We start from the raw sequence: 14,588 nt of genomic DNA, 5'->3' as shown, positions 1-14,588 counted from the left end.
TAAATTATTGAAAAACAGTGGCTTGGTTCTTAAAACGTTAGTCTTCGAGTCCCTAATTGTCAAATGCTGTGATGAGAATAAAATAATATCTGGCACTGTTATTGCTATGATATGAACAGGGCCTGAAGTGCTTCCTTTGCGGCTATACTTACCTGGAAGCGGACGATATCATTTCCTTTAAGGATGCTGTTTTGACGGCGAATGGATTAAGGTCAAAGCGATATTATTTTTGCTACGCGCTGGCAGCGGCGGCGTATTTGATCGCGGTTGTGATCATGGTTGGCTGGATAACACGTGCACCGCAATTTGCGACGTTTGGCGCAGGCTCTCTGGTTATGCGCTTTAATACCGCGCTTTGCATTGTCCTCACGTCTTCCGCTGTTTTTGCACTGGCGCTTAAAAAGCGACTGGCGATGCTTTTAAGTCTGTTGTCGGGTCTTATCGGTCTTTTTACCCTGTTAGAGTACGCAAGCGGTTGGGATCTGGGTCTTGACTATTGGTTTCTCATCCCGCAAACCGCCGTTGACAAGGGGTATCCCATTCGTATGGGACCTAATACCGCCTTTTGCATTGTGCTGTTGAACGCGGCTATTCTTTTGTATTGTTTATTTAAAAAAACAGGGACCAAACTGTTGCAACTGGTGCTTGTTGCCCTGGTGCTGTGTCTCAGTCTGGCCGCGCTGTTTGGTTATCTGCTGGATATCCAGCTCATTTACAACTGGGCAGGCTACCCCGGAATGGGAGCTCAGTCTGCTTTTTGTTTTATGCTGCTCAGCCTGTCTCTCGCTATCCTCTTTTATTACCGCCACTTTAAATTTTATTCAAAACACGGCATGGTTCAGACCATGACTATTCTGGTGACCGGGTTTCTGTTTTTTATTTTACTCTGGCAGAATTTTTTAGACGATGCGGCAGAACAATTACGGCGAAAAATTGCAGCCGATACGCGGCTGATTGCCAAGGAAATTGAAGTCAGTCTGCATGACAGCTTTTGGGCTACCCGACGCTTTTTTTCCCGTTTGAACCATCATGCGTTCAACGATGAAGCCATCAGCGAGGATGCGGGAAATTATTTAAAAGACATGCCTACGCTCGCAGCCATTGTCTGGGGTAAGGAAACCCTGTATCAGCACGGGTCAATGGATGACTTGTCAAAACCGCATTTACTGCGTTTAATCAGTCTTTGTCAGCAAGGATTAAAAACACAGGGTATGAGCATCACGGTCGTTGAGCATGCAGCGAGCGGCGCTGTTCCCTATTTATGCTTTGCGCACAATCAAGGCCGTCCGGGTTGGATGTTGTACAATCTGCAGCGCATTGTGTCGGGGGCGGTGAAACGGGCTGATTCCGAATTAACCGGTGTGGAGATTCATTATGGCCCCACCGTTCTCTTCACTCAGATCAATGAGGGAAGTCCGGCTTTTATCAATCGTTGGGCCTATACCGAGCTTCTGCAGTTGGATTTTCTGACGGAACCGCTGGTTTTTAAACTCTGGCCTTCGCCCCGTTACGTGGCAGAAAACAGGCCCTGGTTGCCGATTATTACCATTTTTCTTGGGTTAGCCCTCACCACGTTGCTGGCTTTGGTTAATTTATTGCGCAATAAAGTGGCCACGGACAACACGCAGTTAAAAACGTCGATTACGGACAAAAGCCGTCGTCTGCTGGAAGTGGAGTCAAGATATCAACGGATTTATGACAATTCGCCTGATCTCTACCTCTTTGTGGATCGCACCTGCCGGATAATGGAATGCAATCAGACGTTCATGCGCACTCTGGGTGTTGTCCGTAAAAAAAGTCTGTTAGGGCAATCCGTTTTTGAGGTGCTGAACATCAAAAACACCATGCTTGAAAAAAACATCATGAATCGGATTGCTGCCACCGGAGTGATTAATAACCTTGAACTCGATTTGGTCAATCAATTTGATTCCACCAGCCGGATGATGCTTAAAGTCAGTCCATTCATTGGCGCGGACAATCAGACCATCGGTTATCTGTTCAGTTTTCGTGATATCTCCAACATCAAAGCTTTACAGGAAGAGCTGGCCTCAAAAAAATACAGTGAGAATCTATTTCAGGAAAACAAGACCATTTATGATCTTATCCTTGATGAAACCACAGATGGCTGGTGGGATATTAATCTTGAGACCAAAGAGTGTATTTTATCCAGTAAATTATTGCGTTCCTTAGGCTATGAACGGGACCACTATACGCCGACCCTGGATTTTTTCCGCGACAACGCCTTTCCTGACGACTTTAAATTGCTTGAGAGTAATCTTAAAAAACACATCGTGTCCAAAGGTAAATACCCCCTTCATCAGGAAGTGCGTTATCGCCATCGTAACGGCAAACCGGTGTGGATTCTTTGCCGCGGACAGGGCATTGTCGATCCGGACGGTCGAATACGCCGCGTGGTCGGTACCCACATTGATATTACGACATTGAAATTTACCCAGGAAAAATTATCACTTAAAAACCTTGAGCTTGACCTCATTTACAAAACGACCCGCATGATTCTGGTAACCGACACTATACAGGATGCTTTTAAATTCTGTGCCGCAACAATCAGTCAGGCGATCCGGTTTGCGGTAGGCCTGGTGTATTATGTCAATAATGACACCCCGTATGTCGAGTCGGTCTGGCACCAACCGATGAAAGGAGAAGCAGCCTGCAGCGCCTCACTGAAAAGCCTTGAGTTTAGTAAAAAGGAAGGCATTGTGGGTCAGGTTTTTCAGGAGCGAAAAGCACTATGGCTGTCCTCTGCCACCGCCAATCCCTTTTCGCTGGAACAGGCGCACTGCTCCCATTTTAAATTCAGCGGGGCTTTGGCCTTTCCCATTATCGTAGCGAATGAGATTTATGCGGTGTTTGAATTTTTAAGTGACGAAAACCATACCGCACCCATTGAAGATTTGGACATGATTGACCTGTTGGCCTCACAGATGAGTCTTGCGGTAGAACGCAAAATGGCGTATTCCCAGCTTCAGCATCTCGCCCTGCATGATGAACTGACCAAATTGCCTAATCGCCGAGCCTGCATGGAGATGCTTGAGCTGGCCATCAGCCGTGCCACGCGCAACAAAAGCGAAGTTGGCCTGATGTTTCTTGATCTTGACGATTTTAAAGAGGTGAACGACACCCACGGTCATCATTTAGGCGATCAATTGCTGGTGGAGGTCAGTCAATGCTTTAAACAATCGATTCGCGCCCACGATTATTTGGCACGCTTGGCGGGGGATGAGTTTTTGCTGATTGTGACCGATTTCAGCTCCTATTCCGCTCTCTCGTTGCTGGCGAAGCGGTTGATAGAATCCATTCCTCACCCCCTGGTGATTGACGGTATCGAGGTGAATGTGTCAGTGAGTATTGGCATTGCCGTGTATCCTTTTGCCGCCAAAACGGCCGAAGCCTTACTGCAGAAGGCCGATGCCGCGTTGTACAAAGTTAAAAGCGAGGGTAAAAACAGTTTTTATTTCAGTAACCCGGGCTAGCTAAGGCGCTTCAGCAGGCTTAAACCATAAAAAAACACAGGAATAACTGCACCCAGAGCAAGGATTAAAAAAAGCGGCACAGCCAGTTCGCGGTTTTTATGCAGACTCCATGCTGTCTTGGGGTAGGTTCGGCCTAAAAGGCGTGTCACTACATAAATCAACAAGACCAGGCCATAAAAAAAGAGCGAGTACAACGTCATCCGGCTTATTAAATCAGGCATTTTGGTAAACATGACATAATCCAGTGGCACGTTCACTAAAAAAAAGGCCAAAAACCAGAGGGCCGTTAAATGCGGCGGGATATCCCTGCAGGTGACCAGTGTCTGCCAGCTTAAGACTAAGGGAAACAGCAGCAGGGAAAAATAATACAGCCAGCCAAAAGGGCTTAACAGCAGCATGAGCAGCAGGGTTAAACAAAACGCATAGTGCGGATTGGCTGAATGATTCCCGGGTTTGATGGCTTTGCAGTACCAGTAAAAAATCAGGGTAAAAAACACCAGGTACAGGCTCCTGGTAAGAACTAAAATCCCGGGGTCAGGGTGAACATTGTCAATCAATAGCCGGTACAGGTAGCCATGGATGGATGCATTCCAACTGTCGCCATACCATAATACCCGCTTCATCATGGTGAAGTATTGCTCATAAAGAATGGCGCCGTGGGTGAACAGGGGGATGAGCCAAAGAACGATAAAACTTAAGGCCATGGCCAGACAGACGGTGTATCGTCGTTGCCTGAACGCAAAAACAAACAACAACCCTGGGAAGAGTTTAATGGCGGTAATGCTTCCCCACAAACAACCGGCAAGGCGATCATGGCCGCGGGTGTAGGCGAAATAGCCTGCCATTACCATGAAAAAGATCACAGACCCCATCTGGACAATGACGGTATCCATGAGGGTGTTGAACAACAACAGGTAAACAGCCAGCAACAGGATCCCATGCCTTTTGATAAAGGGCTTGGGGAAGGCTAGCCTGAACGTAAGCCACGCCCCCCAAATGCCCAATGCAAAAATAAACAAGGACCAGACAGGGACTGCGTACTCATAAGGGAGTTGGGAAAGGGGTCTGAAGAGAAGTAAAAAAATGGGTGGGTTAAGATTGGCCGGCAGCTTTTTGGCATGAGGTAAATAATCCGGAACAAAATTCTGGTAAGGGTCAAGCCCTTGGGACAGCGCCTGCGCGGTTGTATAAAATGCGGAGATATCAAGGCGTAGGCATTTATTAAACTGCATGGCAAAGACAAGTCCATAAACAAGCGTGACTCCGGTAACCAGAATGAACCACAGGCGATGTCTTTTACCGACCATGAGACCGACTCAACCAACTACTTTAAGTGACAGTTCAAGGATAAACCGTGCAACCTCTTCTGGTTCCCTGTCATAATGGATAAACGCTTCAATGGTAAGCGGCTTATTGATGCGCTCACCGCTCTGCCGGGATTCATCAATCATTTGCCTGACCACCTCGCCCTGGTTGCAGACAAAATAAACATCAGCTTCAGGGCGCTTGATGAATTGCGCCTGAAAGGATTTAAAAACCAGGGAGATTTTAACCCCGCTTTTTTCAGCATAATAAAAACCATGCAGACCTCCAGCCAGGTCAGCCCCAACGGACAGTGCGCCAAAATACATGGAATTCAAGTGGTTTTTGCTGCGTCGGGTTAAGGGAAGTTTGACTACCACCTGCGCATCATCGATGGATAAAAGTTTAGGCTTCAGATAACCGATTAACGGTACCTTGAAATGACTGAATTGCCAAAGAAAAATACGAAAGCGGGTTATTGGTTTCATGCCTGTGTCCTACACTTGCTCTAGCTTTCCCGGTTGACTTCCAGATTGGAGATAATCTTTTTTACGCCTTTGACTGCATTCACCCGTTTCACAATGGCGATGATTGATTTATTGGTTTTAACGCGGCCAGACAGGGTCACAGCGCCATTGCTGGTCGTGGCGTTAATCCCTACCAGGGGAATGGTTTCGTCATCGAACACCTTTGCCTTCAGTATGGCGGCTTCCACTTTGGCAGTGATGTAGGCATCGGTAAACGAGGTGTTGACCGGCTGAATGATTAAATTTTCAATTTCAACGGACTTGACACCCTTGGTGTTTTTGGTAAGGCGAAGGGCGTTAACAAAGGCTTCCCGATCATTCACGTGGCCGTTTAAGGTGACAATGCCATCGCGGGTACTTACCGAGATTTTCAGCGGATTGAGATCACGGTTTTTGGTGAATTTCGCGGTAATTTTGGCAGTAATGACGGAGTCGCTTAACGTCTGTTCAATCTCTTTCAGGTTCGTTTCCGCATGAGCGAAATTCACGGACAACAGCAGCAGGGTGCTTGCAATTAAATGGATGAGTGCGCGCATAGAATTTCGCAGGGCCGGGGCTATTTCCCCAGTATAACATTTTTTAGCCAGGTTCCAACACCATCGCCGTTAAGGATAAGGCTGCTTAATCATGCTGACGCTTTGCACCAGGTAGGGAGGGTCGCCATTGACTTTAACCACCACAATGGAAAAGGCAATCTGGATGCTTAATTCGGGTATGGCAATGGCCTGATTAATCCGCCAGAAATGAATGCCGGAAAAATAACCTTCATTGATAATTTGTGCGTTACCCAAAGCCTGTGGATGCAGAGAGAGCTGGTTTTCTTCGATAACGGAAAGGTAATTGCCAAGAAAGCCGCGCAGCGCGTCCCTGGCATTTTGAGTGTAATTGATGCGGTTGCTAGCAATGTCCTCTTCGTAACTGTCGTAATTAACCGTTAATGTGTTCAATAACGTGGTCTGAGCCCAGGCGGCAACCTCATCATCCTGGGCATCAGCATAAGAAAAAACGGGCAGAGAAAAAAGGAATAGTAGAAAAAAATTGCGCAATAGGCTACTCTTCACGATGGTTTCCTTGTAACAATTACAGCAATTTTGGTTGATAATTAACTACTATTGTCAAAAATAAACATTGGTTTAAGAATTATAGCAGAGATATAATTTGTAATTTTTTTCAATTAATCCGGCACTTCCATGCATTCCATTACCATTCGTGGCGCGAGAACCCACAACCTGAAAAACATTGACGTGACCATTCCCCGCGATAAGCTCACAGTCATTACGGGCCTGTCAGGCTCCGGCAAATCGTCGCTGGCCTTCGACACCCTGTATGCCGAGGGGCAACGCCGCTACGTGGAATCGTTGTCGGCTTATGCCCGTCAATTTTTATCCATGATGGAAAAACCGGATGTGGATGCCATCGAAGGTCTGTCGCCGGCCATATCCATCGAACAGAAAGCCACATCGCATAATCCGCGTTCCACTGTAGGCACCATTACCGAGATTTATGATTACCTGCGTCTATTATTTGCTCGGGTGGGGGAGCCCCGTTGCCCCAGACATCACATCAGCCTGCATGCTCAAACGGTCAGCCAGATGGTTGATCAGGTCTTGTCCATGCCGGCAGACAGCAAAGCCATGATTTTAGCGCCGGTGGTTCGCGAGCGGAAAGGGGAACATTTGCAGCTGATTCAGCAATTGCAGGCCCAGGGTTATGTCCGTGCCCGCATTGATGGGGAATTATGTGAGCTTGACGATCCGCCGAAACTGGCTCTGCGGCAAAAACACAGCATTGAGGTTGTGGTCGATCGCTTTAAAGTGCGCGACGATATTGCGCAACGGTTAAGCGAATCGTTTGAAAATGCACTTAATCTGGCGGAGGGCATCGCTATTGTCGCGTCGCTGGACAACGATTTCACAGAGATGGTGTTCTCTTCCAAATTTGCCTGCCCTGAGTGCGGTTACAGTTTAAGCGAGCTCGAGCCGCGGCTGTTTTCATTTAATAACCCTATGGGCGCTTGCCCCGATTGCGACGGTCTCGGCGTCGATCAGTATTTTGACCCTGAGCGCGTGGTTCATGATGACAGGTTAAGCCTGGCCGATGGGGCCATTCGCGGTTGGGACAGGAAAACCACCTATTATTTTCCGATGCTTGAGTCTCTGGCGCAGCATTATCAGTTTAATGTGGAAACACCGTTTATCGATTTGCCGGAAAAAATACGGCAAATTATTCTTTACGGCAGCGGCAGCGAGGTCATTGAGTTTCGCTACCAGCGTCCGCATGGCGATTTTTTGTCAAGACGCCATGCGTTTGAGGGCATCATTCCCAACATGCAGCGCCGCTACCATGAGTCAGAGTCCTCCATGGTTCGTGAGGAACTTGCCAAGTACCTTTCCTCACGCCCATGCCAAACCTGTCAGGGGGCGCGGTTGCGGGAAGAGGCCCGGCATGTGTTTGTGGATAATAAAAACCTGCCGGAGATTTCTGCCTATTCGATAGAAAACGCCTATGACTTTTTCAAAGGGTTGCAACTTGACGGCTACAAAGGGGAAATTGCCGCCAAAATCAATAAGGAAATTGTGGAACGGTTGGGTTTCCTGGTCAATGTAGGCCTGGATTACCTCTCATTGGCCCGCAGTGCCGAAACCCTGTCGGGGGGAGAAGCGCAACGCATTCGTTTGGCCAGCCAAATTGGTTCGGGATTGGTTGGCGTGATGTACATTCTCGATGAACCGTCCATCGGTCTTCATCAACGCGACAATGACCGCCTGCTTAAAACCCTGCTGCATTTGCGTAATCTTGGCAACACGGTTATCGTGGTGGAGCATGATGAAGAGGCCATCCGCGCGGCTGACTACGTACTGGATGTGGGACCTGGAGCCGGGGTGCACGGCGGCATGATCGTAGCGAGCGGCAAGCCCGAGGAGATCATGGCTAACAAAGCCTCTCTCACAGGTCGCTACCTGGCTGGGAAGGAGTCCATTCCGGTGCCGGAAAAACGGGTGAGTGTGGATAAAAAACGCATGATTCACCTGAAAGGCGTGACCTGTAATAATTTAAAAGGCCTGGATGCCAGTATTCCCGCAGGCTTAATCACCTGCATCACTGGCGTATCGGGCTCCGGCAAATCCAGTCTAATTAATGACACGCTCTATCCGCTGGCGGCCAACCGCTTAAATCGCGCGAATCTGCTAACACCCTGCACGATTGAATCGCTGACCGGGCTTGAACACTGCGACAAGGTGATTGATATTGATCAAAGCCCTATTGGCCGCACGCCGCGCTCCAATCCAGCGACTTACACCGGCCTTTTTACACCCATCCGTGAATTGTTTTCAGGCACGCCTGAAGCCCGCGCTCGCGGGTATCAACCGGGCCGGTTCAGTTTTAATGTCCGCGGCGGACGCTGCGAGGCCTGCCAGGGCGACGGCTTAATCAAGGTCGAGATGCATTTTCTGCCGGACATCTACGTCGCCTGCGATGTCTGCAAGGGCAAGCGTTACAACCGTGAAACGCTTGAGATCCAGTATAAAGGTAAAAACATTCATGAGATCCTTGATTTAACCGTGGAAGATGCCCGGGTATTTTTTGATGCCATTCCAGTGCTGGCCCGCAAATGCCAGACATTGATTGATGTGGGATTATCCTATATTCGTCTGGGCCAGAGCGCGACGACCTTATCAGGAGGCGAGGCTCAGCGCATTAAGCTCGCACGGGAATTATCCAAGCGCGATACAGGCAATACCCTGTATATTCTCGATGAGCCGACGACCGGGTTGCATTTTCATGATACCAAACAGCTATTGGCTGTTTTATTCAGGTTACGGGATCAGGGCAATACCGTCGTCATTATCGAACATAACCTCGATGTCATTAAAACCGCCGACTGGATTATCGATTTAGGTCCGGAAGGGGGGAGCAAAGGCGGTCAAATCATCGCGATGGGGACACCGGAAATGATTGCCGCCTCGCCACAGTCCTACACAGGGCAGTTTTTAAAGCCATTGCTGTCGCAGGCTCAGAAAAGTCGCGCATGAATGTCTATCCGTGCGCCAATGGCCTGTAACCTGCTTCCTAAGTCAGTCTGGCAGCCGCAAGGGTGGGCTTTACAGCGTTAATAATCATGCTGCAATGGGGTTAAACTATTTTATTTTCCTGTTACTTTGAGCTATAACTTATTGAACAGTAATAATTAAAGGAATGCAAAAGATGGGCAAATTCCTAATCGTACTCCTCGTTATTGCGGTGATCATTGCCTTTTGGGTGATTGGTATTTACAACGCGTTAATCGGCATGATTGAAGCCATTAACAACAATAAACGCCAGATTGATATCCAGCTTGATCGACGTTTCAAAGTCTTCGAATCGCTCATTGAGACGGTTAAAAAATACATGGATTATGAACAAACCACGCTGAAGGACGTGGTGGCTCTGCGTAATCAGGCGCAAGCGGCTAAGGCGGCTGGTGACGAGCAGGCCAGAATTGCTGCTGAAAATGGCATTTCCCAAATTGCCTCGGGGCTGAACGTGGTTTTTGAGCAGTACCCGGATTTGAAAGCCAACCAGAATGTATTGCAACTTCAGGAAGAAATCGTCAATACCGAAAATAAACTATCCTATGCCAAACAAGCCTACAACGACAGCATTGAACGGTATTACGCCAAGAAAAAATCCTTTGTTGAAGCGATGGTCGTTAATTTTTTCCCGGCAGCTCTGGACAAGCAATTTGAGTATTGGGCGTTGCCTGAGGAACAGATTAAAGCGAACGAAGCTTACACGGTTAAGTTCTGAGTTAGACCATGGCCCTGTCCGATTACCATGCCACCACCGGTAACTGGCGCGAACAGTTGAGGCGCAACCAGCGGAAAACCCGCACGGTGATTCTCCTGTTCATCGCCATTTACGTAGGCGTGGGGCTGTTAGTTGATGTGGTCATTCTGCAATCCAGCTACCCCGGTCTTTCACTGGAGCAATGCTTCCTTGCGTTGCTGACGCTAAAGGCGGTACCGTATGCGACTTTAACCATGGGGGCAGTGGCTGTCATTTCTCTTTTTGCTGCCTACGCGCTCTATGATCGCATCATGCTGATGGGAACGGAATACCGTGAAATTACCCCCGAAACGGCAGCGAATCTTCAGGAAAAGCAACTGTATAACGTCGTTGAAGAGATGAAAGTCTCGGCCGGATTACACTACATGCCCAAGGTGTTTATTATTGAAGCCAACTACATGAATGCCTTTGCCAGCGGTTACAGCGAAAAATCAGCCATGGTGGCAATTACCCGCGGCCTGATGGAAAAGCTCGACAGGGCGGAAATGCAGGCGGTGATGGCTCACGAACTAAGCCACATTCGCCATCTCGACATCAAATTGACCTTGATGGTTGCCATATTGAGCAATATTTTGCTGATTGTCATTGACATGCTGTTTTATTCCGTCATTTACCGCCGCGATCGCCGCGGCGACAACCGTTTGGTGCTCATCATTGTTCTCCTGCGTTATGTTCTGCCCATCCTGACGGTGTTATTAACGCTCTTTTTAAGCCGTACGAGAGAATACATGGCTGATTCTGGCGCGGTGGAGTTAATGCGCGATAACGAGCCCATGGCCCGGGCCTTATTGAAAATCAGTCAGGATCATGAACAGCACGCTGAGCAATACAACGAGGAGTATGGCAATACCCCCCATGAGCAGGTGCGCCAGGCGTCTTACCTGTTTGATCCCTCAAGCTTTGACCCGGTAAAATCCTTAAGCAGTGCGTTCTCTACCCATCCTGCTGTGGATGAACGGCTGGAGGCGCTCGGATTTAAGCGCAAAGCACCCCGCGCTTAGGGCTGCACCGGGCAGGGCATGCGCTCGTTTTTATACACCAGTTCCCCGTCATAGCTGAGCTTAATGCAGGCATCGTGGTAGGCTACCCCTTGTGTTTTTAATGTCTGCACCAGTGTTCCGCGTTGAAACTGGTCGATGATGTCTTTAAAGACTTTTTTCGACACGCTGCGGTTGACAAGTCCATGATAACAATTAATGACCTCGCTCTGATTCAATAACTCATCGATGGTGCGGTTAAAATCCGTCTTGCTGCGGTAACTGTCGATAGACGCTTTCAGATGGCGCTGATTGGCGAGGAGGATTTCGATGAACGTCATTAAATTTTTAGTTTTTATACTGCGGTAGGAACTAAAAAAAGTGAGCCGTGGTTGAAACGTGGTTTCAAGATGGGCAAAGAGGGTTTTAAAATCACTGACAATGACTTTAATTTGCCCTTGTTTTGCAGTAAAAAACTGTGCTTTCTGCCGCTGCTCTTCCAACTGCCGTAAGGCCAGATTGAGCTGGGACTCCAGTTTTTCGATGATTAATTTTTCCTGGGAAATATTACTTTTAAGACGGCTGAATGCTTTGCGGATTTCATCATTGGCGCACTCAAAGCTTTTCTCGTAACGATTAAAACGTTGCAGGATGATGTCAATGCGCGTTCGCATATTCTGCTTCAGCGTATAAATTTCCTCGCTGGCCATTTGAATCTGACTGGATTGATGGCCGCGCAGTAACTGCTGAATTTCATCCAGCTTGCCATTTAAATCCTTGTTAATGTCATTGAGATCATTGATGTTGTCCTTAAATTCATCCAGCAACAAGGTGTAGATATTGCCATTAATCGTTTCAATCTTTTCGATGTGGGCAAGATTCTGCTCTGTCTTTTCTTTTAACTCCGCAATGGTTGCCTGAGTCGTTTGTAACTGACCATGCAGCAACCTGACATCCTGGCTTAATGCGGCGATTTGCTGCTGGTTCTTGGTGTATTCGGACTTTAAGCGACTGTTGTTGGCAGCCAATTGTTTAAGGTTTTCTGATTCCAGCGTCACGTGCTCAATCACCACCTGCCGGTTAGCGAGCACATCGTGCAGTCGACTCAAAAAGGCTTCGATGGCGCCATTGGTTTGGCTTGCGACTTGCTGCTTGGTTAAATCATAAAGACGCGTCAACTGGTGATTCAATGTCATGTACGCTGCGAGATTGCCGCCTTTCGTCTCATGAAAATGAAATTCCTGCTCCTGCGTGACTAAATTAAGCAAACGGTTTTGAGGCACATCAAGCCAGCCAAAATGGGCATTGCCAATGTTTCTCAGGTAGTCGTAGAGTACCGCATCAATTTCCACCACGTTATCGTCAAATTGCAATTGGTAAGTGCTGGTCAACCGCGTTGGGTTATAAATGGTCCGTAATCGCAGTTTGCCGGAAAGATCAAGCAGAAGCTTCTCGGCCTGCTGAATTTGAAAATAAGTCAATTGCAGGGAGGTCAGCAGGTTTTTATCGATTGATGGCTTGGGCGTGGTTTTGCTGGACAGGTTGATCCCCAGACTATCCACCAGGCCGAACTCTTCCAGTAACCGCACGACATTAAACTGGTAGACGCGATTTTCAGGGGTCTGAACAGGTGAATCCTCGGTACCCACTGGTGTGTCCAGGTAATGCCTGTCTAAAAATGCATTGTGGATGTAATCCATTCGCACGCGCAGGCTATTCAACATCTGAATGCAGCGCCGGAATACGGAGTTGGTCACCACTTTATTCTGTTTTACCAGGCTTTTATCGGAAGCCTCTTCCGTTTTGATGACAAACGATTGTCCATTCCCTGTCATGGGAATGCCCTGCGCTTCGAGCCATTTCGGATCGTTAATGTGGTGCAGTAACTCCGAGAAAGCCGGGTGGCGTGTAAAAAAATGTTCGATGCGCTGCAGAGCCGCTTCGTAAAAGAAAGAGATGATGAAACGCTTCGCCTGATACTCGCCGCGTGCCAGCAGGCCGCGGTGCCCGTAATTGACTGCGGATTGAAAAAAGTTCTTTTCAAGGGCCTGGCAGACGAACAGCAATTTGCAGATCATGGCCAGGTCTTCCGCGAGAAGCGCCTGCTCTTCGACGCTTAATGTGCGGTAGTGGTATTTCTGATTCCAGTTGGCTATTGCTTTAAGTAGGGCGGGATCGCTGAACAGGTCCTGGTATTGAACAAAGGAAAGCAAATCCTCCTGATGACTTAATTGATTTAAATTTTCAGCGATGACCGCGAAAGGTTTCAGCAGGGTATAAATTCCTTTATCAGGGAAGGGTAATGAGCCAGTGGCTTGCGCCGTATCGGCTCTTAACATGCCCTGCGCCATTTTATACGTGGTGATTTCTGTAAATTCTTTGCCCGCCTGACTATCGAATAAACGGGCAACCAATTCCAGAAACGTACTGGTCAAACCATGCAACTGAATGGATGATTGCTGCGCCAATTGTTGGATGCTGATGTCGCGTTGTTCAAGAATCAATTGGTCAATTAATTGGTCATAATGCCCCTGGACCCGCAATGCCAGGGTTTCGCGTTGTTTCGTCGTGGTAATGAGGTATTCGTGGAGATTTTTATTGAAATTGCCGGTCAATAGTTTGTTATGAAGAATGTTGGTGTAGAAATTCTTCATGATGTCTTTAAGCTTAAGCAGCCGCAATTCATTCTCATAGCCTGGTAAACTCGCCAATGATTTCATCATCTGCACAAGGATGATGGAGGTGTTGCGCATGATTTGCACCGCGGCCACCGCAGCGGCACGGTTTTCTGAATTAATAACCTGACGGTTAACATTCAGGTAGGTTTCAAAATATTCATTGATTGTTTTTTCAATGGCGTAAGCAGTCGAATGGTTCAGATCCAGGGATTTAACCCCTTCATGCAGTTTTGGGATATGAAAAAACTCACTGCCGCTTCGTTGGCGTAAATAGCAGAACGTGTCAATGTGTTCACGCAGTGCACTGCCTAATTGAAGTTGTAATTCGCAGCCTTTATCGAGGGCATCCAGTTCCTGGAGCATGCTCTCGATGATTTCTTTACAGTTTTCATTCAGGATCTCTGCATGGGTTTTAGGAAGATGTTCCAGGGTAAGGACTAAATTTTTCTTTTCGCAATTGGCTTTCAGCGAATGGAGATAGGCGCCAAATCCTGTTCCGAGTATCAAGCCTAATCCACCGGTGATGGCGTGGCCGCTGCCTGGACTGACGACTGCACTGATGAGGGAGTCCAAAATTCCCATGGTGACCTCCTGATGCTTTATGAAATTCTTTCTATAACAATTCCCGAGATGTAGATGCGTTAAACAGAGTCCAAAGTGGATTAAAGTTAAATTTAAAGATCATTTACTTACCATATACCAGTCTAAACAAGAGCGTCAATCCCTGGAGGAAAGAGAAATAAGGCCAGTTGTGATGGATTATGGTTGTTTTAAGCTTTTGTTAAT

The 14,588-nt window shown here is 47.7% G+C and carries 9 protein-coding genes; 4 read left to right on the top strand and 5 right to left on the bottom strand.

Annotated elements, in window-relative coordinates:
- Positions 1-191: 191 nt before the first annotated feature.
- Complete coding sequence (locus GH742_RS13505) at positions 192-3,491, top strand: diguanylate cyclase domain-containing protein (RefSeq protein WP_203455403.1); 3,300 nt, start codon at positions 192-194, stop codon at positions 3,489-3,491.
- Here the strand turns inward: GH742_RS13505 and GH742_RS13500 are convergent.
- From GH742_RS13500 to GH742_RS13485, 4 genes are all read right to left on the bottom strand, one after another.
- Positions 3,488-4,798 (bottom strand): glycosyltransferase family 87 protein, encoded by a 1,311-nt coding sequence (locus GH742_RS13500; protein ID WP_203455402.1) that lies wholly within the window; start codon positions 4,796-4,798, stop codon positions 3,488-3,490. The two genes, GH742_RS13505 and GH742_RS13500, sit on opposite strands and share 4 nt — an antisense overlap.
- Positions 4,799-4,807: 9 nt before the next feature.
- Positions 4,808-5,281, bottom strand: coding sequence for a PaaI family thioesterase (locus tag GH742_RS13495; protein ID WP_203455401.1), 474 nt, complete (start codon positions 5,279-5,281; stop codon positions 4,808-4,810).
- 20 nt (positions 5,282-5,301) lie between these two features.
- Positions 5,302-5,856, bottom strand: a complete 555-nt coding sequence (locus GH742_RS13490; RefSeq protein ID WP_203455400.1) for a BON domain-containing protein — start codon at positions 5,854-5,856, stop codon at positions 5,302-5,304.
- Positions 5,857-5,925: 69 nt separating this feature from the next.
- Complete coding sequence (locus GH742_RS13485) at positions 5,926-6,381, bottom strand: DotI/IcmL/TraM family protein (RefSeq protein WP_203455399.1); 456 nt, start codon at positions 6,379-6,381, stop codon at positions 5,926-5,928.
- Positions 6,382-6,510: 129 nt separating this feature from the next.
- On the opposite strand from GH742_RS13485, the gene uvrA reads away from it, so the two are divergent.
- The 3 genes from uvrA (at position 6,511) to htpX (ending at position 11,148) form a co-directional block, all read left to right on the top strand.
- Entirely contained in the window at positions 6,511-9,354 is a 2,844-nt protein-coding gene (uvrA, locus tag GH742_RS13480; RefSeq protein WP_203455398.1) for an excinuclease ABC subunit UvrA, read from the top strand.
- Positions 9,355-9,526: 172 nt separating this feature from the next.
- Positions 9,527-10,108 (top strand): LemA family protein, encoded by a 582-nt coding sequence (locus GH742_RS13475; RefSeq protein ID WP_203455397.1) that lies wholly within the window; start codon positions 9,527-9,529, stop codon positions 10,106-10,108.
- 8 nt (positions 10,109-10,116) lie between these two features.
- Positions 10,117-11,148, top strand: coding sequence for a zinc metalloprotease HtpX (htpX, locus tag GH742_RS13470; RefSeq protein WP_203455396.1), 1,032 nt, complete (start codon positions 10,117-10,119; stop codon positions 11,146-11,148).
- Here htpX and GH742_RS13465 read toward each other — a convergent pair.
- Positions 11,145-14,384, bottom strand: coding sequence for a hypothetical protein (locus GH742_RS13465; RefSeq protein ID WP_203455395.1), 3,240 nt, complete (start codon positions 14,382-14,384; stop codon positions 11,145-11,147). The genes htpX and GH742_RS13465 overlap by 4 nt on opposite strands.
- Positions 14,385-14,588: the final 204 nt, after the last annotated feature.

The organism is Legionella sp. MW5194, from assembly GCF_016864235.1.
GTDB lineage: Bacteria > Pseudomonadota > Gammaproteobacteria > Legionellales > Legionellaceae > Legionella_C.
This window is presented reverse-complemented; position numbering and strand designations above follow the sequence as displayed.